Annotated in this window: 32 protein-coding genes; 17 read left to right on the top strand and 15 right to left on the bottom strand. The window is 26.2% G+C overall.

Features of this window, described 5'->3' with window-relative positions; all coding sequences use genetic code 4:
• The gene (locus AAHM82_RS07855; RefSeq protein WP_342263365.1) at positions 1-1,221 is read left to right on the top strand and encodes an IS256 family transposase; all 1,221 of its coding nucleotides are present in this window, start codon (positions 1-3) and stop codon (positions 1,219-1,221) included.
• 489 nt (positions 1,222-1,710) lie between these two features.
• Here the strand turns inward: AAHM82_RS07855 and AAHM82_RS07850 are convergent, their stop codons facing one another.
• Positions 1,711-1,902 (bottom strand): hypothetical protein, encoded by a 192-nt coding sequence (locus tag AAHM82_RS07850; protein ID WP_342263548.1) that lies wholly within the window; start codon positions 1,900-1,902, stop codon positions 1,711-1,713.
• A 216-nt stretch (positions 1,903-2,118) separates the two neighbouring features.
• Positions 2,119-2,421: a hypothetical protein gene (locus AAHM82_RS07845; protein ID WP_342263547.1), complete on the bottom strand. Its 303-nt coding sequence runs from the start codon at positions 2,419-2,421 to the stop codon at positions 2,119-2,121.
• A gap of 741 nt (positions 2,422-3,162) precedes the next feature.
• Between AAHM82_RS07845 and nusA the strand changes: the two genes are divergently transcribed.
• The 8 genes from nusA to whiA all read left to right on the top strand — a co-directional run bounded on the left by nusA (position 3,163) and on the right by whiA (position 11,424).
• Complete coding sequence (gene nusA, locus AAHM82_RS07840) at positions 3,163-4,428, top strand: transcription termination factor NusA (protein ID WP_342263546.1); 1,266 nt, start codon at positions 3,163-3,165, stop codon at positions 4,426-4,428.
• Positions 4,429-4,447: 19 nt separating this feature from the next.
• Positions 4,448-4,726, top strand: coding sequence for a YlxR family protein (locus AAHM82_RS07835; protein WP_342263545.1), 279 nt, complete (start codon positions 4,448-4,450; stop codon positions 4,724-4,726).
• Positions 4,727-4,743: 17 nt separating this feature from the next.
• Positions 4,744-6,576 carry a translation initiation factor IF-2 gene (gene infB / locus AAHM82_RS07830; RefSeq protein WP_342263544.1) on the top strand — a complete coding sequence of 611 codons (1,833 nt, stop codon included), beginning with the start codon at positions 4,744-4,746 and terminating at the stop codon, positions 6,574-6,576.
• Complete coding sequence (rbfA, locus tag AAHM82_RS07825) at positions 6,576-6,938, top strand: 30S ribosome-binding factor RbfA (RefSeq protein ID WP_342263543.1); 363 nt, start codon at positions 6,576-6,578, stop codon at positions 6,936-6,938. Before infB ends, rbfA begins: the two co-directional genes overlap by 1 nt.
• Positions 6,939-7,326: 388 nt before the next feature.
• The gene (gene hprK / locus AAHM82_RS07820; RefSeq protein WP_342263542.1) at positions 7,327-8,259 is read left to right on the top strand and encodes an HPr(Ser) kinase/phosphatase; all 933 of its coding nucleotides are present in this window, start codon (positions 7,327-7,329) and stop codon (positions 8,257-8,259) included.
• Between the two features lie 27 nt (positions 8,260-8,286).
• Positions 8,287-9,516 carry a prolipoprotein diacylglyceryl transferase gene (locus AAHM82_RS07815; protein ID WP_342263541.1) on the top strand — a complete coding sequence of 410 codons (1,230 nt, stop codon included), beginning with the start codon at positions 8,287-8,289 and terminating at the stop codon, positions 9,514-9,516.
• Positions 9,500-10,444 carry a thioredoxin-disulfide reductase gene (trxB, locus tag AAHM82_RS07810; protein ID WP_342263540.1) on the top strand — a complete coding sequence of 315 codons (945 nt, stop codon included), beginning with the start codon at positions 9,500-9,502 and terminating at the stop codon, positions 10,442-10,444. The genes AAHM82_RS07815 and trxB overlap by 17 nt, the downstream gene beginning before the upstream one ends.
• Before the next feature lie 29 nt (positions 10,445-10,473).
• Positions 10,474-11,424, top strand: coding sequence for a DNA-binding protein WhiA (whiA, locus tag AAHM82_RS07805; RefSeq protein ID WP_342263539.1), 951 nt, complete (start codon positions 10,474-10,476; stop codon positions 11,422-11,424).
• 241 nt (positions 11,425-11,665) lie between these two features.
• On the opposite strand, the gene AAHM82_RS07800 is transcribed toward whiA, so the two are convergent.
• Complete coding sequence (locus AAHM82_RS07800) at positions 11,666-13,453, bottom strand: hypothetical protein (RefSeq protein WP_342263538.1); 1,788 nt, start codon at positions 13,451-13,453, stop codon at positions 11,666-11,668.
• Positions 13,454-13,686: 233 nt separating this feature from the next.
• Between AAHM82_RS07800 and AAHM82_RS14120 the strand changes: the two genes are divergently transcribed.
• On the top strand, positions 13,687-14,127 hold the full coding sequence (locus AAHM82_RS14120) for a transposase family protein (RefSeq protein WP_342263396.1): 441 nt from the start codon (positions 13,687-13,689) through the stop codon (positions 14,125-14,127).
• Entirely contained in the window at positions 14,124-14,516 is a 393-nt protein-coding gene (locus AAHM82_RS14115) for a transposase family protein (protein ID WP_342264845.1), read from the top strand. Before AAHM82_RS14120 ends, AAHM82_RS14115 begins: the two co-directional genes overlap by 4 nt.
• Positions 14,517-14,789: 273 nt before the next feature.
• Here the strand turns inward: AAHM82_RS14115 and AAHM82_RS07790 are convergent, their stop codons facing one another.
• From AAHM82_RS07790 to AAHM82_RS07770, 5 genes are all read right to left on the bottom strand, one after another.
• Positions 14,790-15,143, bottom strand: a complete 354-nt coding sequence (locus AAHM82_RS07790; RefSeq protein WP_342263537.1) for a hypothetical protein — start codon at positions 15,141-15,143, stop codon at positions 14,790-14,792.
• Entirely contained in the window at positions 15,109-15,666 is a 558-nt protein-coding gene (locus tag AAHM82_RS07785) for a hypothetical protein (RefSeq protein ID WP_342263536.1), read from the bottom strand. The genes AAHM82_RS07790 and AAHM82_RS07785 overlap by 35 nt, the downstream gene beginning before the upstream one ends.
• A gap of 9 nt (positions 15,667-15,675) precedes the next feature.
• Positions 15,676-16,008 carry a hypothetical protein gene (locus AAHM82_RS07780; RefSeq protein WP_342263535.1) on the bottom strand — a complete coding sequence of 111 codons (333 nt, stop codon included), beginning with the start codon at positions 16,006-16,008 and terminating at the stop codon, positions 15,676-15,678.
• Between the two features lie 11 nt (positions 16,009-16,019).
• Entirely contained in the window at positions 16,020-16,331 is a 312-nt protein-coding gene (locus AAHM82_RS07775; protein ID WP_342263534.1) for a hypothetical protein, read from the bottom strand.
• A gap of 219 nt (positions 16,332-16,550) precedes the next feature.
• Complete coding sequence (locus AAHM82_RS07770) at positions 16,551-16,928, bottom strand: hypothetical protein (protein WP_342263533.1); 378 nt, start codon at positions 16,926-16,928, stop codon at positions 16,551-16,553.
• A gap of 370 nt (positions 16,929-17,298) precedes the next feature.
• On the opposite strand from AAHM82_RS07770, the gene AAHM82_RS07765 reads away from it, so the two are divergent.
• On the top strand, positions 17,299-17,685 hold the full coding sequence (locus tag AAHM82_RS07765) for a hypothetical protein (protein ID WP_342263435.1): 387 nt from the start codon (positions 17,299-17,301) through the stop codon (positions 17,683-17,685).
• Positions 17,686-17,690: 5 nt separating this feature from the next.
• Here the strand turns inward: AAHM82_RS07765 and AAHM82_RS07760 are convergent, their stop codons facing one another.
• From AAHM82_RS07760 to AAHM82_RS07740, 5 genes are all read right to left on the bottom strand, one after another.
• Complete coding sequence (locus AAHM82_RS07760; protein ID WP_342263532.1) at positions 17,691-18,221, bottom strand: hypothetical protein; 531 nt, start codon at positions 18,219-18,221, stop codon at positions 17,691-17,693.
• A gap of 24 nt (positions 18,222-18,245) precedes the next feature.
• The gene (locus tag AAHM82_RS07755; RefSeq protein WP_342263531.1) at positions 18,246-18,527 is read right to left on the bottom strand and encodes a hypothetical protein; all 282 of its coding nucleotides are present in this window, start codon (positions 18,525-18,527) and stop codon (positions 18,246-18,248) included.
• 130 nt (positions 18,528-18,657) lie between these two features.
• Positions 18,658-18,888 (bottom strand): hypothetical protein, encoded by a 231-nt coding sequence (locus AAHM82_RS07750; protein WP_339024264.1) that lies wholly within the window; start codon positions 18,886-18,888, stop codon positions 18,658-18,660.
• A 164-nt stretch (positions 18,889-19,052) separates the two neighbouring features.
• Positions 19,053-19,274, bottom strand: a complete 222-nt coding sequence (locus AAHM82_RS07745) for a hypothetical protein (RefSeq protein WP_342263530.1) — start codon at positions 19,272-19,274, stop codon at positions 19,053-19,055.
• A gap of 2 nt (positions 19,275-19,276) precedes the next feature.
• Positions 19,277-19,603, bottom strand: a complete 327-nt coding sequence (locus AAHM82_RS07740) for a hypothetical protein (RefSeq protein ID WP_342263529.1) — start codon at positions 19,601-19,603, stop codon at positions 19,277-19,279.
• Positions 19,604-20,213: 610 nt separating this feature from the next.
• On the opposite strand from AAHM82_RS07740, the gene AAHM82_RS07735 reads away from it, so the two are divergent.
• The 5 genes from AAHM82_RS07735 to AAHM82_RS07715 all read left to right on the top strand — a co-directional run bounded on the left by AAHM82_RS07735 (position 20,214) and on the right by AAHM82_RS07715 (position 24,218).
• Positions 20,214-20,870, top strand: a complete 657-nt coding sequence (locus AAHM82_RS07735; RefSeq protein ID WP_342263528.1) for a transposase — start codon at positions 20,214-20,216, stop codon at positions 20,868-20,870.
• A gap of 233 nt (positions 20,871-21,103) precedes the next feature.
• Positions 21,104-22,525 carry an MATE family efflux transporter gene (locus AAHM82_RS07730; RefSeq protein ID WP_342263527.1) on the top strand — a complete coding sequence of 474 codons (1,422 nt, stop codon included), beginning with the start codon at positions 21,104-21,106 and terminating at the stop codon, positions 22,523-22,525.
• A gap of 19 nt (positions 22,526-22,544) precedes the next feature.
• Positions 22,545-22,778 carry a helix-turn-helix domain-containing protein gene (locus AAHM82_RS07725; protein WP_215825781.1) on the top strand — a complete coding sequence of 78 codons (234 nt, stop codon included), beginning with the start codon at positions 22,545-22,547 and terminating at the stop codon, positions 22,776-22,778.
• Positions 22,779-22,796: 18 nt separating this feature from the next.
• The gene (locus AAHM82_RS07720) at positions 22,797-23,888 is read left to right on the top strand and encodes a hypothetical protein (RefSeq protein ID WP_342264857.1); all 1,092 of its coding nucleotides are present in this window, start codon (positions 22,797-22,799) and stop codon (positions 23,886-23,888) included.
• Positions 23,889-23,996: 108 nt separating this feature from the next.
• Positions 23,997-24,218, top strand: a complete 222-nt coding sequence (locus AAHM82_RS07715; protein WP_342263526.1) for a hypothetical protein — start codon at positions 23,997-23,999, stop codon at positions 24,216-24,218.
• Here AAHM82_RS07715 and AAHM82_RS07710 read toward each other — a convergent pair.
• The gene (locus AAHM82_RS07710) at positions 24,215-25,435 is read right to left on the bottom strand and encodes an IS256 family transposase (RefSeq protein ID WP_342263365.1); all 1,221 of its coding nucleotides are present in this window, start codon (positions 25,433-25,435) and stop codon (positions 24,215-24,217) included. The genes AAHM82_RS07715 and AAHM82_RS07710 overlap by 4 nt on opposite strands.
• On the bottom strand, positions 25,395-25,517 hold the full coding sequence (locus tag AAHM82_RS07705) for a hypothetical protein (protein ID WP_342263525.1): 123 nt from the start codon (positions 25,515-25,517) through the stop codon (positions 25,395-25,397). Before AAHM82_RS07705 ends, AAHM82_RS07710 begins: the two co-directional genes overlap by 41 nt.
• Between the last annotated feature and the right edge of the window lie 17 nt (positions 25,518-25,534).

Below are 25,534 nucleotides of genomic sequence, written 5' to 3'. Positions count from 1 at the left end.
ATGACAAAAAAAATAAAAAAAGAACCTGACGCAATTGATAAAGTTGTTGATTATTTTTTAGAAAATATTGATAATCCACAAGATTTATTTAAAGGCAATACTATTTTTCAGGAATTTACCAAAAAATTAACTGAACGAATGTTAAATACGGAAATTAAAGATTATCTTGAAACTGATGAGAATCATAATAAAAGAAATGGCAACACACAAAAAACCATTATTACTAAAAATGGTTCAATCGCAATTGATGTACCAAGAGATCGAAATAGTACTTTTGAACCAGTAATTATTCCAAAAAGACAAAGAAGATTTGATAACTTTGATCAAAAAGTAATTTCTTTATATGCAAGAGGAATGACAATTTCTGATATCAAAGCACAATTGCAAGAATTCTATCACGGAGCAGAAATTTCAGAAAGTTTAATTAGTCAAATAACTGATGATGTTATTGAAGAAGTTAAAATGTGACAAACTAAACCTTTAGAGAAGATTTATCCGATTGTTTATTTTGATTGTATTGTTGTTAAAGTAAAGCAAGATAAACGAATAATAAATAAAGCAGTTTATCTTGCCTTAGGAATTAATTTAGATGGTTTAAAAGATATTTTAGGAATGTGAATTAGTGAGAATGAGGGAGCCAAATTTTGACTTAATAATCTTACGGAAATGAAAAATCGTGGGTTACAAGATATTCTTGTTGCTTGTAGTGATAATTTAACTGGGATGTCTGATGCAATAGAAGCTGTTTTCCCAAAAACACAGCATCAATTATGCATTGTTCATCAAATTCGCAATAGTTTAAAATTTGTTCCTTACAAAGATCGCAAACTTGTAGCTAATGATTTAAAATCAATTTATACAGCAATTAATGAAGAAATAGCGTTAATTGCTTTAGATCATTTTTCAGAAAAATGAAATAAAAAGTATCCACAAATTACTAAATCATGAAAAAATAACTGAAATAATTTAATAATTTTTCTTGAATATCCTCAGGAATTTAGAAGAATTATTTACACAACTAATGCGATTGAATCTGTTAATAGTCAATTAAGAAAAGTCATTAAGAATAAAAAGATTTTTCCTAATGACGCATCAGTTTTTAAAATATTTTATTTAGCATTTCAAAATATGGTTAAGAAATGAACGATGCCAATTCAAAATTGGGGTAGTGCAATTTCACATTTAATGATAAAATTTGAGGACAGAGTGAATTTAAGTTAATTACTTAGAGACACAGTTAATTGTACAGTCCCACATTTAATGATAAAATTTGAGGACAGAGTGAATTTAAGTTAATTACTTAGAGACACAGTTAATTGTACAGTCCCCTTTTTTTAAGTGTTTCGTTTTCTTCTTGTAGTTTGTCAAATTTAATTGATTCTGTTATATTCATTATTTAAAACCCTCATTTCCAATATAATTATTTTTCGAAAAAAAATAATTATTGCTGTATCATAAATATTTACAATCGTCGTCTATTTTATAAAATATTAAGTTTTAAAAAACTAAAATTTTAATATTCAGTATAATAAACATCTTCAAATCATTCTGTTTTTTCACGATGGTTAATTTTGTGAAACTGCTTTGGTGTTTCACATTTTTTGCATTTAATAAAAGTATTTTCAGACATATTTTTTCATCTCCTTTCTTTTTTTATTTATCAGAAATAAAAAACCAACTAATTTTAATAAATAGTTGGTTTAATTTTTTTTATCTTATTTGATTTAAAATATTTTCAATATTGTTAACTTTATCAATTAAAGCTTCCATAATTTGTTCTAAATTACTTAAATTATTTTCTGTTGTTGTTTTAATTTCGTTAATTAAATCGCTAATCGTATTTTTAATATTATTTTCAAGCATATATATTTTCTTTTCTTCATTTATTTTTTTGTTTTTCACTAATTATTTGTTAGATAACTTTATTGTTTTTTCTCTTTTAGGCATAGTTTTTCTTAGGCATTGGTTTTGTTAATCACTTGCGACTACTCTTCTGCCCCATGTAGTACTAATTTAATTAGTTGATTAACCTTACAAATATCCACCCACTTCGTTTATTTTTTAGTGTTCCAGCTTGACCACTTTGTTAAACTTCTTACATCTATATATACATTTTTACTAATTTTTGATATTAATAATTTTCCATTTATTTTGTTCAAAAATTAATTTTTTAATAATTTGGTGATTATTTTGGCATTGCAAAGTTAAAAATCAAAGTTTAGCATTTATTTTTTGTTTATTAATAAATTCTAACCTTGCTAAACAATGCCGAGCATATTTTTTATAATATCAACCACCTTTTCTGTTTTTGGTTAATTTTGTAAAATAATCATTGATATAACACTGACATTTGTTAATCAGTGTTGATTTATTTTTTACTTTAATTTTTAATTTTTTTTGACAGAGTTCTTTTAAAGACACTCGCAAAACCTCCTTATAAATAGTAAGATTTCTAAATTTTTTTATTGTGGAACACTTACCCTTTAACCATTGCAGGTTAAAGATTTATCCCCAAACCACGATAACTCTTTTATATTGCTTAAAAGAATTGCCCTCATTGTGTCGTAGCGGTACGGCCACCCCCCTATCTTGTTTATCCTCGCTTGCTTGGTTTAACGACATTCCAAGTAGGAGAGTTTTATTTAGTTGGTTTTGCTATTATTTTCTTAAACTAAGCAAGGTTAACGACAATTTTAACCTAATTAAAAAAGACTGATTTTATCTCAGTCTTTTTCTTAGTAGTTTTTTTAAAATTCTCACCAAACGATTTCTTTATGCAGTCATTAAGTATATATTTCTTATGTATGATTTTTGTTGTAAAAAATTATTTTAATGTTGTTTTTATAAGCATTGTACTTAGTTTTTATAACCTTTTATTAAGATTATGTTTGTTAATATTAAATATTTTGTTTTATTACTTATTTTTCAAATAAAACGATAATTAAATTGTAGTTACTTTTCTTTCAAAATTAATCAAATATTTCTCCACCTAACAAAACTTTACGCGTCCATGATTAATTTAGTTCTTGTAATAGTAGTCAAAACATTATATAATTAACAAGTAATTAGGGCAGATGAAGGTGAGGAAATCCTCACCTTCATCTAATTTAAAAGTCATAATTAAAATGTTGACAATAATAGTGTTAGAAGGAGTAAAATAAGATGATTGATGGAATAGAAATTTTAAAAGCAATTGATCTTTTGGTGGAAGAAAAGAAAATTGATCGCAGTTTAATTATTGAGGCTATTAAAGAAGGAATAATAAAAGCTTATGAAAAATATTTAGACCCACAAGCCTTAATAAAAGTAGATTTTGATGAACAAACTGGTCAAATTAAAGTTTATCGCTTATTAAAGATTGTTAGTAAAATTGAAGATGAGTTTGCTGAAATTTTATTAGATGATGTTAAAAATTTAGAGAAAAATTTAACAATTGATAATATATATTATGAACCTGTTGATACTGATGAATTTTCTCGTTTAGTGGCATTACAAGTAGCACAAATTTTAAAACAACATTTAAGAGAAGCAGAAAAAGAAGTTGTCTATGAAAAATATATTTCTAAGAAAGATGATATTTTAATTGGCACAATTGATAATATTGAAGAAAACTATTATTTATTAAAAATTGTTGATCGTACTTTTGCAATTTTACCTAAAAAAAATATTATTCCCACAGAGAAATTTTATTTAGGTGATAAAGTAAAGTTTTATGTTGAGGATGTTAATAAAACGAAAAATTTTGGACAAATTTTAGCTTCAAGAACTCATCCAGGATTTTTAAAAAGATTATTAGAAATTGAAGTTCCAGAAATTTATGAAGGAATAATTGAAATTAAAGTCATTGCAAGAATTGCCGGACAAAGATCAAAAGTTGCAGTATTTTGTAATGACCCAACTATTGATCCGATTGGTGCTTGTGTTGGTAATAAAGGAAAAAGAATTCAAAGTATTATGGATGAATTGAATGATGAAAAAATTGATCTTATTAAGTGAGATGCGGAAATAAAAACATTTATTATTAATGCTTTATCGCCAGCTAAAGCGATTTCTATTAGTTTAGATGAACAAACTAATGAAGCTAATATTATCGTTGCTGATGAGCATTATTCATTAGCTATTGGTAAAAAAGGCATAACAGCAAAATTAACAGCAAAATTAACAAAATGAAAAATTAATATTATTTCTTTCAGTGATGCTTTAAATCAAAATATTATTTTTAAATGAAATGGTAATTTATCGGAACAGCAAATGCAAGAGTTACAAAATAAACATCAATTTAAAATCAAGAAAGATAATTTGGTTGTAGGGTTAGAAACAAGTATTGAAGAAATAGATAATATTGTTAATGAAGAAAAACAATTAGCGCAAGATAATGTTGATAATATTAATACTGAATTAGATAGTGATGAATTAGATAAAGATTAAATAAAGGAAAAAATTATTGGTGGCAAAACAAAAATTAGTATATCGGCAATGCATCGTTACAAAAGTTGTTGTTTTACGAAGTGAGTTAATAAGAGTTGTTAAGACAAAACAAGGACAAGTTTTGGTTGATTTAAATTATTGTCTTGCTGGTAAAGGTGCTTATGTTAAGCGAGAAGTTGCTATTATTGAAAAAATGCAAAAAAAACAATTATTAGAAAAGATTTTTAAAACACAAATTGTTGATAATATTTATTTATTATTAATCAAAGTTGTAAAAGAACGGGAGCATAGTAATTAATTAGGGGTGGTGATTGTATGAAAAAAAGTAATCAAAGAAAAAAACAAACAACAGTTATTAAAAATCAATTAAAAACAGGAAGTGACTCACATCTTGATAATGGGATTTTTATTTTTAGTGAACCATTATCAATTATTGAGTTTTCTAAAAAAACAAATATTCCTGTTGTGAAAATTATTAAATATTTTTTTAATAAAGAACAAATGTTAACGCAAAATCATTTTTTGAATGAAGAATTAATTGGTGAGTTATGTTTAGAATTTGGTTTAGATTTTAAAAAGGAAACTGTTATTACGCATCAAAATTTGTTAGAAAATTTAGATATTATTGATGATATTAATGATTTAAAAGAACGACCGCCAGTTGTTACCATTATGGGGCATGTTGATCATGGTAAAACAACTTTGTTAGATAATATTAGAAAATCTAAAATTACTGAGAAAGAATTTGGTGGTATAACGCAACATATTGGTGCTTATCAAATTAAAACAAAAGATAATAAAATTATTACTTTTTTGGATACGCCAGGACATGAAGCATTTACGCAAATGCGTGCTCGGGGTGCTAAAGTTACTGATATTGTTGTTTTAGTTGTTGCTAGCAATGATGGTGTTATGCCACAAACTAAAGAAGCAATTGATCATGCTAAAGCTGCTAATGTGCCAATTATTGTTTTTGTTAATAAGATGGATTTGCCGTCTGCTAATGTGGAATTAATTATGAAAGATTTAGCAACTTTAGATTTAATTTCCGAAGAGTGAAGTGGTGATACAATTTTTGTTAAAGGCAGTGCTTTAACTGGTGCAGGAATTGATGAATTGTTAGATGTAATTTTATTATTAGCCGAAATGCAAACTTTACAAGCTAATCCAAGTCGTTTTGCTAGTGGAACAGTTATTGAGGCGCATTTAGATCGTAATGTTGGTCCTGTTTGTACATTGTTAGTTCAAAATGGAACTTTAAAAATTAAAGATGCTTTGGTAGCAGGAGTTTCTTTTGGTCGGGTTCGTGATATGAAAAATGATCGTAATGTAGCTATTAAGGAAGCAACACCTTCAATGCCAATTGAAATTCATGGCTTAGATTTTGTTCCTAAGGCTGGTGATCCATTTATGGTGTTTGGTGATGATAAGTTGGCTCGTGAAGTAGCGTTATCAAGAAAAACACAAGATGAAATTAATGAGCGAAGAAAAACTAAAACTTTAAATTTAGAAAATTTATCTGATGAAATTGCAACTGGTAATTTGAAACATATTGATATTTTTTTAAAAACTGATACTCAGGGAAGTTTAGAAGCTTTAAAACAGTCATTAAGTAAAATTAAAATTGATGATATTAGTATTAGAATTATTCGTTCTTCAGTTGGAACAATTAGTGAATCAGATATTATCTTAGCTGTTGCTTCAAAAGCTTTAGTTTATGGTTTTAATGTGCGACCTAATTCTGTTGTGCGAAAATTGGCATTAGATGAAGGCATTGAGATTCATCTTCATAATGTTATTTATAAAGTAATTGAAGAATTGCAACAAGCAGCAAGAGGTTTATTAGATCCGAAGTTTGAAGAGATTGTTTTAGGACAAGCTGCTGTGTGCCAATTATTTCATTATTCTAAGGTTGGTGTCATTGCGGGATGTATGGTTATTGAAGGTGTTATTAGTCGTCAAAGTAAAGTAAAGATTTTACGAGATGGTATTGTTATTTATGATGGTGATTTATCATCTTTAAAACATCAAAAAGAAGATATTAAAGAATCACGACAAGGAACAGAATGTGGGTTAACTATTAAAAACTTTAATGATATAAAAGAAAATGATGTTATTGAATCTTATTTATTGAAGGAAATTAAGTAATGGTAAATGTTAAGTTTCAACGATTGCAAACTACAATTCAACGCTTGCTAACAAATATTTTGCAAAAAGAAATTAAAGATGAGAATGAAGTTTTGCAAAAATTAATAATTACGGAAGTAAAATTAAATAATGATCGCACAATTGCTAAAGTATATTATGATTCTTTGGTTTTCCAAGAACAAAAGCCGATTATTGAATTAGCGATAAAACAAAATTTGTGATTAATCCGAAAAAAATTAGGTCAACAGTTAACGATTTATAAAGTTCCGCAATTAATTTTTGTTTATGACCAATCATTAAGTGAAAGTAGAAAAATTGAAGATATTTTAAATAAAATTAAAAAAGATTCTTCTAACTTTTAAACGGTAATTTTTTAAGAATTATTGTAATTATGCTTTTTTTGTTATTATTACCTTGTTATTTATTATGATAATTAAGGTTATGAATGGGGTATTTAGTCATTGTGATGAAAAAAATATTTTCTTGATTAGGAGCAAATTTGCTTCTATTCATTACTATTATTAATCTTGTTGCTTGTCAGAAAAGTGAAATTATTTTATTTGGTGGTTCTAGTTCAGTGATGATGTAAATCACACACAGTTATTAGACTATGCTTCTCTTAATTGATTTCATAATACCATATTTTGTATTATTAAAATTAAAACTTATTTGAGTGTGTTCTTTATCAATTTTGTGATATTATATTTAATAGAAAACATTAAATTATATGAAATGATAGGTGATGTTATTATGAATAAAAAAGTATTAACTTTACGAGAAGTTGTGGAAAAATTTAATTTATCGTTATTATCTGGTGATGAACAAGTATTGGAACGAGAAATTGAAATTGGGGGCATTAATCGTGCGGGGTTAGAATTAGCAGGTTTTATTTCTGATGAAACTAGTCGTAAACATCGGATTGTTTTATTAGGTGGTAAAGAGAATGAATATATTAATAAGTTACCTGCATCAGAGCGCAAGGCTCGTTATGAGAAACTTATTAATCAAGATGTTCCAGCGATTTTTACTAGTATTCGTTTTAATGAGCCGGTATTAGTAGAATATGCTAAAGAAATAAATTTTCCTGTTATTGAGGCTAATTATTCTTCTAATGATTTTTATAATATTATTGTTAGTTACATTGATAATCGTTTAGCACCAATGGAAATGGTTCATGCATCGTTAATTAATATTTATGGTTTGGGAGTTTTAATTAAAGGTGATAGTGGCATTGGAAAATCAGAAAATACTTTAGAATTAGTTAAAAAAGGACATTTGTTTGTCGGCGATGATGCGATTGTTTTGCAAAGATATGTTAATAAAGTTATTGGTCGTAGTGATGAAAAGTTAAAGCATCATATTGAAATTAGAGGCATTGGGATTTTAAATTTAACGAAGATGTATGGTTCAAGAACAACTTTGGAAGTTACTGATGTTGATATTATTGTTAATTTAAAATTGGCTGATAGTGAGTATTTTGCTAATTTAAATCGCGTGCAAACAGAAATTGATAGGGAAGAAATTTTTGGTATTAAAATTCCAGCGATTACGATTCCTGTAACTTTAGGAAGAAATATTTCGGAATTAATTGAAGCAGCTGTTATTAATATTAAGTTGCATAATGAAGGTATAAATAGTTCTGAGTTATTTATTAACCGAATTGATAGTGAACTTAAAACATAAGAGAAAGGTTTAAGTGTACAAGTAAAAATGATGAATATATATTCAAATTGAGTACCTAATGAAATTCCAGGGACTAATGGTATTTTAAGATTTTATCCGCTTTTTATTCTTTTAGGAATAATTGTTTCGATTTTAGCTTCTTGGATTAAATTAAAGCGTCGCGAGATTCCAACTGAACCATTTGAATGAAGTATTTTTTTAATTGTTCCGAGTGCAATTTTTGGTTCTTCAATTATTGGGAAAATTAATAGTCCTATTATTGATCAATATGGGTTTTGAGGTTATTTTATGATTTGAGAACCGGGATTAGCAGTTCATGGTGGTGTCATTGCTGGTGTTATTGTTGGTTATTTTTGATTTCGGCATTATTCTAAAAAATATGAAATATCGTTATGAATATTTGCTGATGCCATTATTCCAAATATTTTATTAGGGCAAGTTATTGGGCGATGAGGTAATTTTTTTAATCATGAACTTTTAGGACAGATTGCCACTGCAAGTTCATTAGATTGATTACCGAATTGATTATTAGAAAATTTAAGAAAAGCTAATTTGGATGGTAGTCCAGCTGAAGGAATTGGGATTGTTCGTCATCCTTTGTTTTTGTATGAATCATTAATTAATTTATTTTCTTGGGTACTAATTACTTTTGTTATTCCTAAAATTGGTATGTGAAATAGTGTTAAACCTTGAAAGAAATATCCTAAAAAATTTATTCCGCTTTGAGAAAAAGATGTCGAATTATTGGAAAGTGAAAAAAATTGGACAACACCGTTTAAAAAACTTTATTATCATCGTCTTTGAAAGTTAAATTGTTGAAATCAAGCTTATTTTGAACAAACTCCAAGTAAAACAAAAAAGTTAACGGTAGTAAGAAAATATCCAGAACCGCATTTAAAAGCTAATAATCCATTTTTTAGACTTATGGAACGATGATTTAAAAATCAATGAATAAGAATTAAACAATTATGAACTCAAGATGCTAAACCTTTAGAAAAAAATGCTAATCTGGATAAATATTGAATGACGCGAGTTGGTGTTCAAACTGGAAGTTATGTAGTAATGTATAGTATGGTGCGAATTATTTTGGAAATGTTTCGTGATGAAAGTGATATCTTATTTCCTTATGATTATGTGGCTACTTATATATTTTTAGGGTTAGGTGTTATTACTGGAATTATTTTGATAATTTTTGCACAAGTTATTAGCGTTCGTAAATGAAGACAAATTAGGTGATTATATGAAAAACAATATTAATACTGATTATGATTTAATTATTATTGGTGCGGGTCCGGGTGGATTTACTAGTGCGATTTATGCCTGTCGGGCAGAGTTGAAAGTACTTCTTATTAACGAAGGTCCTCCTGGAGGAAAAATGGTAAAAACTTATGATATTGAAAATTATCCGGGTTTTGATAAAATATTAGGACCTGACTTGTCATTAGCAATGGATAGGCAAGTTAGAAAATTAGGTGCTGAATATGAAGCTACTAAGGTAATGAATATTGAACTTGCAACCGATGGTAATAATAAGATTATTACTGGTGAAAATGGTAAAATATGGGTTACTAAAGCGGTTATTATTGCTACGGGAACGGTTGAAAATGAGTTATTGGTGAATGGTGCTAAGAGATTATATGGTCACGGAGTTTCTTACTGTGCGGTTTGTGATGGGGCATTTTTTCGTAATAAGGATATTGTTGTTGTTGGCGGGGGTGATTCTGCTATTGAAGAAGCGGTATATTTAACTAAGTTTGCTAGAAAGTTATATTTAGTGCATCGTCGAAATGAATTTCGGGCTTCGAAAGGGGCATTAACAATTGCTCAAAATAATAATAAAATTGAATGACTGTTAAATTATGTTGTTAAAGAAGTTATTGGTAAAAATTCTCTTGAACAAGTTGTTATTGAACATACTGCGACAAAAGAGCAACAAGTAATTGATGCTAGTGCAATTTTTCCTTATATTGGCTCAACACCAATTTCTAATTTTGTTAAAGACTTGAAAATTTGTGATGAAAATGGTTATATTATTACTAATGAAATAATGCATACTAGTGTTTTGGGAATATTTGCGATTGGTGATGTTCGTCAGACAGTTTTAAGACAAATTGCTACTGCTGTTGGTGATGGTGCGATTGCTGCTCAAGAAGCAATAAAATATTTAGATCAATTGAAATTGTAATTGATGCTTAATTAATAGCAGTTTTATGAATGGAGTGATTAATAGTGATGTCTTTTTCTAAAATTGTTAAGCAAGAAATTATGAAAAAGGAATTTAATCATCCAGCAAAGCAAGCTATTTTATTGGGATTAATAAAATCGTTAGCGATATTTAATAGTAAGCAATTAATTTTTGAATGTTCTAATAAAACTGTTGCTATTTTTGTTAAAAAATTAATTGCTGAAATTTATAATTATTATCTAGAAATTTTGACAATGGGAATTAAAACTATTATATATAAGTTAGATCTTTCACATATTGTTTCTTTAATCATTAATGATAAAGATATTAGTTATGATATTAAACGAAATGAATTAGTTGTTAATTTTGAAAGATTAACGAGTGAAATATCAAAAAGAGCATTTATTGCGGGAGTATTTATTGCTACGGGTAGTGTTAATTCGCCAAGAATTAGTAATTATCATTTAGAAATTCAAGGAATTGATATTTTGTTTATTCGGAAGTTGCAATTACTAATAAATAGTTTTGGTTTTAAATTTAAACGCATTTATCGGCGTAAAAAACCTTTAATTTATTTAAAAAAATCAACGGAAATTGCTGATTTTTTGAAATTAATTGATGCAAGTCTTTCACTATTATCATTTGAAAATGAACGCATTTCACGCGATATGTATAATAGCATTAATCGTTTAACAAATATTGAAATTTCTAATCAGCAAAAAACTAATAAAGCGGCTATTGAACAAATTAAGATGATTAATTTTTTAAAAGCGAATGATTATTTTTTAAAGTTATCGTTAAAAACTCAACAAATTGCTAATTTACGGTTAGATAATCCTGAAGCCTCGTTGAATGAGCTTTGCGATTTATATGAAAATATTTATCACGGGATGATTTCTAAATCAGGAATAAATCATATGATGCGGGAAATTAAAAATAGTTATTTATTGCTTAAAAGTATTGCTTCTGATGACAATTAAATATATTATAAAATGTTTTTTTAATTTTGTCGAAAACTCTTGATATTTATTGGATATACCTAAGAAAACTAAACGCGACCTTCCTTTATTACTTTATTTTTTCAATATATATATATATATATATATATATTACACGAAAATCCTTAATTTCATTAGAAAAATGGCAAAACCGATTAAAAATTGAAAGGTATAGTAAAAAGCTGGTACTGTTTTAAAAACTGGAAAAATCGCGGTTGAAAAGTTAACTGTTGCTTTTGCAATAATTGCTAACGGGGGGGGGGCGCGTAAAATTGTAATGATTCGTTCGTGACGCTGTCAGCATTCAGTTTATCATTTTGATACCAGCATTTTGAATAATGGCACATCCAATATCATTAAAAGTTGGTATTCATCGTCCAGAATATTTACAATTTGCTGGTGGAATTAAATCGTCTCATTCACTGTTATTTGAACCATCAGGGATAAAGGCTGTTGAATTTAAGACATTAAAGTCATAAATTTTAAAATTGTAGTTAGAGATATTATCTTTGTGATAAAGTGGAAAGGTTAAGGTAAAAATATTAATACCATAACGAATATCAATATCGGTATTGAGGTAATTGATGCTGTTAGCAGTCTTGCTGGTTGGCAAGATAATTAGTTTATTATCATAGGATTTTAAGACATTAAAATCAATTTGGTAGATACTATTATTGTTTTTAAAGGCATCATAATTCTCTTGATGCGTTTTTTTGTCAAAAGTAAAGAAATAACTTCTTAGTAATAATTCTGAGTTTCCTATAATATTTACTAAGTATTTTTTGGGATAAAAGGTAATTAATGAACGGTAAAAGAAACCGATTTGAATAAAGTAATTTTTGTTGTAATTATCTACACCCTTAAAATCAATTTCGGTGTAAGTTTTTTCGTCCATATCAAAAGTAGCATAAAATAAACTGGCAAAGAAGTTACCAAGGATTTCATAGATTTCGTCAAAAACATTTTTGTAATCGCTGTTGTTAATACTAGGAATGTTATTTTTAAAATATAGGTAAATATCATTTCGTAAATCTGGGTCATAGCGTAGAAAACTAAATCTAACATTAAGGTAATTTAAAGTACCAAAAAGATACTTAATTAGGTAATAATCGTTAGCGTTTGCAGTATCATATTTTCAGATTTCCTTTTCACCGTGTAGCAATTGTAAATACTTATTTCCGGCAATTATAGTTTTGTTAAATGCCTGAATTTTCAAAACATTCTCATTTACTACATTTTTATTACTAGAAGTCTTGTGATAAAAATAGCTCTCGCCTTTAAAACCATGATTTTTAATGGTGAATTCTTTATAGTAACCTTTTTCTAAAGTGTCAATGAAATTAAATACTGGTGTTCAATAGAGATAAGAGTAATTAAATTTATCAAAATCACCACGGTGAATCATTAAATAGTCAAGATTATCAATAACAACATCACTATAGTTATGGTTGCCGTCAAATTTGGTGGTTGTTTCTGGCAAATCAATGTCCGTACTTGGTTTAGTTTCTAATTTTGCTAAAAATTTTTTAATATGAAATTTGTTTGAACCGGGATAACTATATTCTTGTATTGTTATTTTTACATCTTTAATTTTTTTAGCAGTATAAAAATATTCAATATTTGTTTTTTGGAAATCTTTATCAAAAAATTCTCTTTCTTCTGGGGTGCTGTTTTCTTTTTTATAATTATAAATTTCTTTAATTTCTTTAAATACTGGTTCATTGGTAAAGACAGCAAACCCTCTAGTATTTTCTCCATAATTTTTTATTTCTAAAGGTAATTGCTCTTTTACTGAGTCAATATTAATATATAGTGGGTCACTACCTTTTTTATACAATGATTGTAAATAACTGTTATTTATTTCTGAAAATTTTAAGTCATATGTTTTATATTGAGTTTTTCTTTTATTTCTAACTAATTGCACTGCCGTTTTCTCGTTGTTAATGTTTGGTGGAATAGTAAAAATGTTATTAAAACTAATAGTTAGCATGGTAAATATTTTCATAAACATTTTTATCACTCCTTTTTAAAATATTTTATTTTTCATTATTCTTTTTTCTTTAATTTTTTTAATAAGTTACTCAATGCTACAGTTTATAACTACTGCTATTGTAATGCATATATCTAAATACCCTAGTATCATAAGTGAAATTAATGCTTCAAATTTTTCATATAATAGACTTCTTGCAAAATTAATTTAAAATATAATTGAATTGTTGTTTTTAATAAAAAGGTGGAATTTAAATGAAATTTAAAAAAAATAATCAAATAAGTGATAAAAATTTTTTAAGATTAACTGGTATTAAACATACTACTTTTAATAAAATGCTAGAAATTTTAAAAATAGAAGAATTAAAAAAGAGATTTCGTCGCGGAAGAACCAATAAATTATCATTAGAAAATCGTATTTTAATGACTTTAGAATATTGAAGAGAATATAGAACTTATTTTCATATTGCAAAAAGTTATGATATTAGTGAAAGTAGTTGTTATAGAAATATCAAATGAATTGAAGACACTTTAATAAAACACCCTAATTTTCAACAACTTACTGGTCAAAAATCACTATTAAAAGATTATTTCAAAGATAAGACTGTTATAATTGATGTAACTGAAAGCCAAATCCAACGCCCAAAAAAAGACAAAAACAGCACTACTCAGGAAAAAAGAAAAAACACACAATAAAAACACAAGTTATAATTGAAAAAGATAGTAAAAAAATTATTAGTTCTGATTTTTCTTATGGTAAAAACCATGACTTTAAAATTTTAAAAGATTCAAAAATTAAATTTTTACCAGAAACAACTGTTTTAGTGGATTTAGGTTATCAAGGCATACAAAAAATTAATCATAATGTTTTAATTCCTAAAAGAAAATCAAAGAAAAACCCTTTAAATAAAGAAGAAAAGCAAAATAATGAGCGAATTTCAAAAATGAGAATTGTTATTGAAAATGTTTTTGCTATACTTAAAAAATTTAAAATTATTAGTGAAAAATATCGAAATCGTAGAAAAAGATTTGCTTTAAGATTTAATTTAATAGCTTCAATTTATAATTTACAACTATTAGTTTAAATATATTTGATAATTTAAAATTTCAGTCTTTTTTTATTGTAAATAATAATTTTTATTATGTTTTAATGACAAAATATTTGTAAAAATAATCTAAAAATTATTTTAATAACACTTTTATATTTATTTTAAATTTAAAAATTATAATTATCATATTAATTTTGCAAGAAGTCTAATAATTTCAAATCATTAATTTCCAATTTTAAAAATGGAATGAAAAAGATAATAATCATAAAAATGTAAGGCAAAATTCTCCATCAATATTTTTTTAAAGAATTAATGAGTTTGTTTGATTTCATTTTTCAAGGCTCTTTTTGCTTTAATTTTCTGAATAATAAAGCGGATTAATTTTTCAAATTTAATTGCAAAATATATTGCTCCACCTCATCAAAAAACAAATATTCCTGCCAGCATAATACCACTATTAAATTTGCCAAAAAAATCAACCATTTCTTTATTCATAAAATTATTAAACTCATCACTTGTTCCGGTTATTCATTTAGTATCGGTTGCTGTTAATGTACAAATTAATAAGCTTATAAAGATAAAAATGATACTTAATACTATTTTTAACCACTGCTTTTTAAAAGAATTTTTAATTCTTAATTTTAATGGCATTTTTTCTTTCATTTTTTAACTCCTTTAATTTTCTACAAACAATTTGCTTAGGCAAAACATTATGACAAATATAAGCAGTTTCACTTGGTGGATTTTTGCAAACTATACCATTATAAGCAATAAATTTTATTCTTTTATCAAAAACTAATAACTCACACTGATCTATTTTTTCCCTAATTGGTTTTAAAGCAATACTTACTAATGGTATTAACATCGCAAACGGTTTACCTAAATTAAATAAATGTTCTATTACTTGCTTTCTTTTACTAAATGGAGGGTTAGAAATAATATAATCATATCTATCTACATCACTTTTAATGTAATTAAAGAAGTCAATTCCATCGTCAATATGACTATTCCAAACTTTATGCCCATTTTTTTCTAAAATACATACAAATTTACTATCAATTTTATCAAAAGGGCATAAAATAGCACTATCAGGTTTTAAAAATTCTAAAATTGGTTTAATAGCATATTCCTGTGTGTATCATTCATCATTAACATTAATTTTATTTAATAAATTAGAATTTAACATAATTAACTATTAATTCCTTTCTTTAATTATTTTTAATTTATCATTCTCTATTTTTAATTCTTGTTTTTTAGTTCATTTTTTCATTTTTTTACCTACTTTTAATCACAATAAATAAGGCAATAAGTACACAGGTAACGCCAAGAATGGTGTAAAAATTGGATATGTTTGCGAAAATGTTCGTGCCATTGGTTTAAACAGTTCTAAAATTGTTAAATTGCTAGTAATAAATTTTTGGAAATTGGCAAGACCTTCGCTAATGTAGTTCGTTAAAGTTTCAAAATGACTACCAGCTAATAATCCAAGAACAGTTATTAAGATAAAAATAATAATTAGTTTAAACATCGTTAGTTACCTTATTTTGTTTTTTTATTTCTTTGTTTTCAATTAATTTTATTTGAATTTATTGGTTGTATTTGTTTTTTAACTTTTCCTCACGCACTTAAACGACCACTATTTTTAACGGCATATCGGCGTTGCTTTTCTAAATTAACTTGTTGACTACCAAATCCAAGAATAATTGCCATAAGAAATTCTACAGCCAGCGTTAAGAATAAAGGAAATATTAGTTGAATATTCGTTCCTGGTACTTCAAGACTTCAAATTAAGTCAAAAACTTTATAAAGCATTTGGGCGAGAAAGTCGGCCATTTTTGCAAGATTTTCCATTTTTTATTGTTCCTTTCATAGAGTAAAATTTTTAAAAGGTGCTTGAACTCTTGTATATAAGATATTTGAGTTTTTATTTGGTTTTACACCAATGGCAATTTTTTTCTGAATTATAATTGTTATTGGAATTGCACTGATAATGAAACAAAAATATTAAATAAAACTTAATTTAATTAATATCTAAATAATAATTGTCGCTACTAAAACCGGGGTTAACCGTTATTTTTCTTTCATTTTTCTTAAAAATTTGCTAAATTTATCCATTTTTAAGTATTCTAAGTCTTCTAAATCAATTGCGGTGTCAGTATAGTATTTGTCTTCATAGTCGGGATTAACTTTTGAATTTAAGTAATCTCTTAAAAATGCTAGGTAAAAAGAATTGTAAGTGTTAAGTATCGGTAAAGGAATTTTTAGTTTAAAAAAATAAATATCAAGTTCAGGAATATCACGATATTTAATATGGCGACCTTTTTTGTTATTTTTAGCATCAATTAAGGTGTTTCGTCAGCGTTCATATTCTTCAATGCTCGTAAAGGTACCATAAATGACTTTTAAGTAAGGGCGAAAAATATTAACAGGTTTTTTGCGAATGCCCACAATCACATTATTAGCAATATCACGAACTTTAACTCAAATATGTTTATCTCTCTTTGACCGCTAGCCAGCACAATATGACCGAAATGGCGTGCCAAAGCGAAATATTCTTGAATACCGGTTTCTTCGTTTTTGGTATTATTTTTTTTCTCAATCAGTTCCTTCTAAAAATAAATTGGTTTTTTAATTTTGTCGAAAACTCTTGATAAAATAAAAAAAATCATCAACTTGATAATTTAAAAAATTATCTGGTAAAATCCAAATCGATGAAACATTTATTAAAGAAATCCATAAAGGAAATTTCAAATATAAAACTGATCCACGAAGAATTCACCTTGACCCATTCGCAACTAATACTAAATGTTGTATTCAAATGGCAATTGATAATAATAACAATATTTATGTTAAATCCACAAACACCAAACGTTTACAAAAACAATGAGTTATTGAAAATATGAACAAAGAATTAATTAACGAAAATTCAATTATTACTTCTGATATGCAAAAATTATATTTTTTAGTAGCAAAACAAACAAATTCTACTTTATGTGTAACTAAAACAACAATTAATCCTGAAGCTAGTTATCGTAACTTAAATAAAATCAGTAAATTACAATCTAGTCTTAAAGAAGCCTTAATTCATTATCATGGTTTAGGTTTTACTAATATTCAAAATTATTTAAATCTCTGAAAATGAAAATACCAACATAAGGGTTTAACTCCAAACCAACAAACAGCGGTATTATATTTTAATGTATAAAAAAGTTAAAGTAAAAATAGTAATTTTACATAAAAGCCTTTTAAAATTATCAAGTTGATGATTTTTTTTATTTTATCAAGAGTTTTCGACAAAATTAAAAAATTGGTTTCATCTCACAAAAGTAAGGTTTTGTCTGGCAATACCGGATAATCAAAGTCTAATAATCCCATATGTCCTAAACTTAATTTTTGGGTTTCTAGTAATGGAAAGGTTGAGGCGATGTGATATTTCTTCTTTTTTAGTAATTTTGATGCATATACTAGAAAAGCAGTTTTTCCAGTTCCTAATGAACCAATCACAATATTTAATGGTGAATTTTTTAAGAAATTAATAACTTTGTTAATTTGTGTTAAATTACCGATTTTAAAAAGAAAAATTAAAATACAACCTGCTAAAAATAAATAGCTTACAATGTTTTTAAAATAACCGTTGTAAATGTATCAAATTGCTCCGCAATGTCATAAAATTAAAAATGAGGTGCGATTCAATTCAATAAAATGGTTATTTTTTTCTATTATTCATTTGCAAAATTTCATCTTGCACCTCATTTTATTTTTTTGTTAGCGTACCGCTCCAAGTAATTTTTCAAACATTTTAAAGCAAATAAAGAATATTACCAAAATAAATGGAAAAATGAATATTCAGTAGTCAGCAAAGAAGTTACCGACTTGTGGCATATTAACAGCAATAATTTCTCACATTTTAGTAAACGCTGTTATAATCGCATTTCATAATTTAGTCATCGCGTCACTAGCTGTTATTTTTTCTACTGTTGCTGGTGCATCGGCCAAGAAAGTTCCAATCATATAATCACCCCCTTTCTTTTTTAAAACATTCATCATTTATATTCAAAGTTTTTCTTAAATTTGTTAAAACCACGATTAACCTTAACACGATTGTATTTTTTCCTAATTAATTTTGAATTTTTTTGGGAATGCATCACAATGTAACTTCGCGACATTACTTTTGTTTCTATCTAAATACCGATATGGTTTTTCAAAGTAACATCAAAATAAATCACACCATAATTGCTGTCAAGAATCAAAAAGCAATGTTTGCTATTAAAAGCCAAAGTGTTTCTTGGGTTAAATCAATTTCTTTGCCACCACTAATATGAGCCGGAATAGTTGTAATTTGAATAAATAAATCTCAGAAAGTTTGTTTAATTTGTTCTCAATTAAATTCTTTTAAATTTACTGTCATTTTTTATCTCCCAAAAATCATTTTTATTGGTAAATATATAATTGAAATTAACACGAAAAGAAAAGTAATGATAATAATTAATCCGGCAATAAACGCAACTTGTGCAGGCATTTTTTCTATAGGAACAAACAGTTTTAAAAATTCCATAATAATTTCTCAAAACATTATTTTTTATTCTCATTATTTTCTTTTGAATTAGGAGCTTTAACTCATTCTTCAAAGGGAGCAATAAATACTTTTTCGTCTTTTGTAAAATTACCAGTATCATTTTTAATGACATTTTTATATTTAATTCTAATTTTTATTTTGGCATAAATTTTATAAGCAAAATATGCCAATAGCATTATGCAAATGATAATAAATATTATTCCAATCGCAATATTCATTTTTAAACTCCTTTAAAATAGTTATAATTTATATCTTTTTTGTTGTTTTCTTTTTCGGCAATGAAAAAACCTAATAATTCTTGTCCCTTAATTAATTTGGTTTCTTTTTCTTTTTGATTAATCGAAATTACTTGATATTTACTATCTTTTATTATTCCAATGCAAATTGAATTTTCGTATTTTCCTTTATAAACAAATCGCTTTGAAAACCAAATACCGATTTGTTCATTAAATCACGGAATTTTTGGTGCTTTAATAAGCATTGCGTTTTGAGTTTCTTTTAAAAGATATTTTTTAGTATTTAAGAAAATGTTTTCAATGTTTTTCATAATAAATTACCTTTCTTATGAATAAACTAAGTTTTATATTAACTAAGTTAGTTAACTTAGTTTTTTAAACACTTATATATCGCAGATTTAAGTGTTTAACAAGCTTTGTTAATAAATTTTGTTTTTTTAATTAGATAAAGATTTTAATAATTTTAAACTTAGTATATCCCTATATAGAAATTTCTACACTTTAATGTCCGCATCCTACCCTTGGAACTAATTTAATAGCGTGTATATTTTTAGGAAATCCACCCATTCATTTTTTTATTGCAAAACGAAACAAATTGCTATAGCTAATAGGATGTTATCTATTAACTGGTAAACTTCTTTTGGTTATGGCGACCACCCACAATTTATTGTGCTTTAATACATACCAACATTATTAACTCACTTGTATTTAATTTTTAAAGAACAAATTTTTAACATCTTATAAAATAAAAAGACAATCATTGCTGACTGTCTTAATACTTATTCAAATCTTTTCCTACCTAACAAAACTTTATGCGTCCAGGAACAAAAATATTTATGTAAAAATTGCCGTGCAAGTTTTGATGCTTTTCATAATCATTTTATTTATTGAAGTCATTTAAATTATGAACAATGAAATTTATTGATTCAAATTTCATTGCTGGGGCAATCTAGTAAAATAATTTCTCGTTTTATTAAAACTACATTAAAAACTGCTTGATATAATCGTCAAAAATTAATGAAATCAAAACAATTAGAAAATACCCAATTAAAATTTAAAAAATTATCTGGTAAAATCCAAATCGATGAAACATTTATTAAAGAAATCCATAAAGGAAATTTCAAATATAAAACTAATCCACGAAGAATTCACCTTGACCCATTCGCAACTAATACTAAATGCTGTATTCAAATGGCAATTGATAATAATAACAATATTTATGTTAAATCCACAAACACCAAACGTTTACAAAAACAATGAGTTATTGAAAATATGAACAAAGAATTAATTAACGAAAATTCAATTATTACTTCTGATATGCAAAAATTATATTTTTTAGTAGCAAAACAAACAAATTCTACTTTATGTGTAACTAAAACAACAATTAATCCTGAAGCTAGTTATCGTAACTTAAATAAAATCAGTAAATTACAATCTAGTCTTAAAGAAGCCTTAATTCATTATCATGGTTTAGGTTTTACTAATATTCAAAATTATTTAAATCTCTGAAAATGAAAATACCAACATAAGGGTTTAACTCCAAACCAACAAACAGTGGTATTATATTTTAATGTATAAAAAAGTTAAAGTAAAAATAGTAATTTTACATAAAAGCCTTTTAAAATTATCAAGTTGATGATTTTTTTATTTTATCAAGAGTTTTCGACAAAATTAAAAAATTGTTTTGTATTAATATATATAAATTTGTGATATAAAGAAATTGTTATTAATTTAGTAGTAAAATTTGTTTTGCTATTAATTTTTTATATTTTAAGTGTTAATTAAGAAAATATTGTAATTGGGTGGAACTAATGAGATTAAAAATTAATTGAAAACAATATTGAGATTGAGAATTTAATAAAAAAGTTTTACGGATGATGTTACCTTTGATTTTGCAAAGTTTGATTGTTGCTTTTATTAATGTTTTAGATACAATTTTTATTTCAATTTTTAATCCTGAACAATTAACTGGTTTAGGTTTAACGAATGATATGTTTATTTTATTAATTTATAGTTTTTGAGCGATTTCGGGTGCAGGGGGTATTTATACAACACAATATTTAGGGAAAAAGAATTATGCTAAAGTTGCGGAAACCACAAGAATAAAATTAATATTAGCACTTATTTTGGCAGTAGTTTATTTTACTTTAATATCAACATTAAGAACATCATTAATTAATATTATTGTGAATTTAGATAATCATTTGCCGGAAGATAAGAAAAATTTGATTTCTCAATCTGCAAATGATTATTTGCAGATTATTAATTATACAACTTGGTTTTTAGGTATTTCGTTAATTTTTTATAATACAATGTATGAGTGTGGTGATGCTTGAACGCCGTTATATATTAACTTTTTGCCTTTAACAATTAATGCGATTTTAAATCCGATTTTTATTAAACTTTGTGGTTGAGGTGTTGTTGGTGCTGCGTGGTCAACATTTATTGCTCGGGTTTGTGAATTTATTGTTGTCATTGCTTTTATAGTTTGAAAGAAGCCAGTTTATTATCCGGGATGAAAAATTTGAAAAACAACATTAGATTTATGAAAAAAAATTATGAAAAACTTTGTGTTTATTTTTATGGCGAATGCCCTGTTTGCACTTTCATCGTTTGTACAAAAAATGATTATTTTAAAAGAAGGATTTTTAGATAATTCTTATCAAGCGGCAATTTTAACATTTAGCATTATTGGCGTGTTTTATTCATTTTTTAATGGTTATTATGTGACTGTTCCATATTTTGTTGGTCGGGAGTTAGGAGCTAATCATATTGCTAAAGCAAAAGTTAATTTTTATAAAATTTTAGGTTTTGGTTTAATTTTAAATGCGACAATTGCTTTATTAATTATATTTAGTTCGCCATTTATTCTTAATTTTTTTACGGGAAATCCAGCAGTTATTTATGTTGCTAAGTGGTACTTAGCTTTTCAAGGGATAGCGTTCTTTTTCTTGTCAACATCAATTATTTTCTTTAATATTTTAAGGATCGGTGGTAAAAATTTGTTATCAAGTTTAATTGATATTCTTTGTACTTGAGTTTTTATTGTTGGGTTAACTTGATTTGCATTTACAATTTTTAAATCCAATAATTATGAAGTGTTTTCTGAGAATTGAGTAATGGTGACAATAATTGTATTTTTAATTGTTTCTTTAGCTGAAATTATTCAATTTTCAATATTAATTATTACTGTGCGAAAAGTTAATTGAGCTAATAATTTAGTAAAACAATAAAATAAAGGGATGTTTAAAAATGATTAAGGATGTTATGAATGTTAAAATTAAGTTTGGTCAACAAATTAGACGATTACGAATAAATTTGCATTTGTCACAAGAAGAATTAGCATATGAATGTGATTTAAATAAAAATTATGTTTCTGATATTGAACGCGGTGAAAGAAACATTTCTTTACAAAGTATTGCTAAACTTGCTAAGGGTTTGCAAGTATCCTTATCGGAATTATTTGATTTTGACTATCAAATTTAAATACTACGATATTTTTAAATAGGGGGTGGAATTATTTCACAGTGATTATTTGGTTGAACAAAACCGGAATATTTATGGGTATTTTTTGTTATTTTTGCAAGTATTAATTTTTTTGCTTCTAGGCGGATGATTAAATATTTGTCAGCATTAAAAATGCGAACAAAAATGTCAACGGCGGTTGCGGGAGCATTTTTATTATCAATTATAACTTCATTGCCAGAACTTGTATCAGCGATAACAGCTGGTGCTTTGGGGAGTCCTGAAGTTAGTATGGGTGATGTTATGGGGGCAAATTTATTTTCAGGAGCGATGTTAGCGGTTGCTGATATTATTTTTATTGGTTATTTATTTTTAAAAAAAATAAATAACTCTAATCGCTTTGTTATTTATTTAATGATGGGGATTAATATAATTTTAGTATTAGCTTTAATGCCAATTAAAGCATTTGATTTTATGCGGTTAACAATTCCTTATATCAATGTTTCTTGACCATTTTTAGTTTTATTATTAGTTTATGGGGGATTTTTAATAATGATGTTTAAAGGATTTCATGATGAGGAAAAAGAACCTAAAACTAATAAAGATGTTGGTTTAAAAAAATTATCATTAAAGATGATTATAATTTTTTTCGTTATTTGGGTTATTGGCTTAGTTCTTTCTTCAATAATATTAGTTGCGGTTATTGATAACTTTGATAATGTTTATGGGATTAAAAAAGAATCGGCAGGAGCGATTTTTTTAGGAATGACAACGGCCTTACCTGAAGCAGTATCATTATTTTCTTTAGCAAAGATTGGTTATGGTAATGTTGCTATTGCTGGAATTGTTGGTAGCCATCTTTTTAATTCAATTATTTACTTTGTTGCGGATATTATTAATCATTCTGTCGGAAGTTTAGAATATTTAGCAAATGGTAATATGATGAATTTAATGCCATTATTTGTTATTGCGATTTTGCTATTGTTAACAATTATTATTTTTACTGTTAAAACAATTCCTCGTTGAAGTAGTAATAAAATTTTTACAGTAATAACTTCTGGAGTAATTATAATATTTTATGGTTTTAATATTATTTTTCAAATTTTACAAAGTCAATATCATTTTTTCTAATTTAAGTTGTAAAATAATTGTCTTTTAATTTTGTCGAAAACTCTTGATATTTATTGAATATACCTAATTTTAGGTATATTTTTAATATGATAGAGGTGGATAATAATTATGGAAAAAATAATTCAAGAACTAGTAAATACTTTAACAGATGATCAATTTTTAGAATTTTATGAAAAAGTCAAACAACAAGCAGAATTAATAAAAAAACAAAAACGTTTAAATGAAATTGATCAAAAATTTAGAGCGCAAGGTATTAAATGACCTAAATGTGAATCTTACCATTGCGTTAAAAATGGGACTGTACAATTAACTGTGTCTCTAAGTAATTAACTTAAATTCACTCTGTCCTCAAATTTTATCATTAAATGTGAAATTGCACTACCCCAATTTTGAATTGGCATCGTTCATTTCTTAACCATATTTTGAAATGCTAAATAAAATATTTTAAAAACTGATGCGTCATTAGGAAAAATCTTTTTATTCTTAATGACTTTTCTTAATTGACTATTAACAGATTCAATCGCATTAGTTGTGTAAATAATTCTTCTAAATTCCTGAGGATATTCAAGAAAAATTATTAAATTATTTCAGTTATTTTTTCATGATTTAGTAATTTGTGGATACTTTTTATTTCATTTTTCTGAAAAATGATCTAAAGCAATTAACGCTATTTCTTCATTAATTGCTGTATAAATTGATTTTAAATCATTAGCTACAAGTTTGCGATCTTTGTAAGGAACAAATTTTAAACTATTGCGAATTTGATGAACAATGCATAATTGATGCTGTGTTTTTGGGAAAACAGCTTCTATTGCATCAGACATCCCAGTTAAATTATCACTACAAGCAACAAGAATATCTTGTAACCCACGATTTTTCATTTCCGTAAGATTATTAAGTCAAAATTTGGCTCCCTCATTCTCACTAATTCACATTCCTAAAATATCTTTTAAACCATCTAAATTAATTCCTAAGGCAAGATAAACTGCTTTATTTATTATTCGTTTATCTTGCTTTACTTTAACAACAATACAATCAAAATAAACAATCGGATAAATCTTCTCTAAAGGTTTAGTTTGTCACATTTTAACTTCTTCAATAACATCATCAGTTATTTGACTAATTAAACTTTCTGAAATTTCTGCTCCGTGATAGAATTCTTGCAATTGTGCTTTGATATCAGAAATTGTCATTCCTCTTGCATATAAAGAAATTACTTTTTGATCAAAGTTATCAAATCTTCTTTGTCTTTTCGGAATAATTACTGGTTCAAAAGTACTATTTCGATCTCTTGGTACATCAATTGCGATTGAACCATTTTTAGTAATAATGGTTTTTTGTGTGTTGCCATTTCTTTTATTATGATTCTCATCAGTTTCAAGATAATCTTTAATTTCCGTATTTAACATTCGTTCAGTTAATTTTTTGGTAAATTCCTGAAAAATAGTATTGCCTTTAAATAAATCTTGTGGATTATCAATATTTTCTAAAAAATAATCAACAACTTTATCAATTGCGTCAGGTTCTTTTTTTATTTTTTTTGTCATTTTCTGTTCTCCTTCTTTTAAGTATAATTCAGAATGAATTATCGAGACACAGAATTTTGGACAGGCTCTTAAAAATGGACATAATTCAGAAGAAAAACA

It is taken from the genome of Spiroplasma endosymbiont of Clivina fossor (genome assembly GCF_964031115.1).
Lineage (GTDB): Bacteria > Bacillota_I > Bacilli_A > Mycoplasmatales > Nriv7 > Nriv7.
The sequence above is the reverse complement of the archived record's forward strand: the minus strand, read 5'-3'. Positions and strand labels throughout refer to the sequence as shown.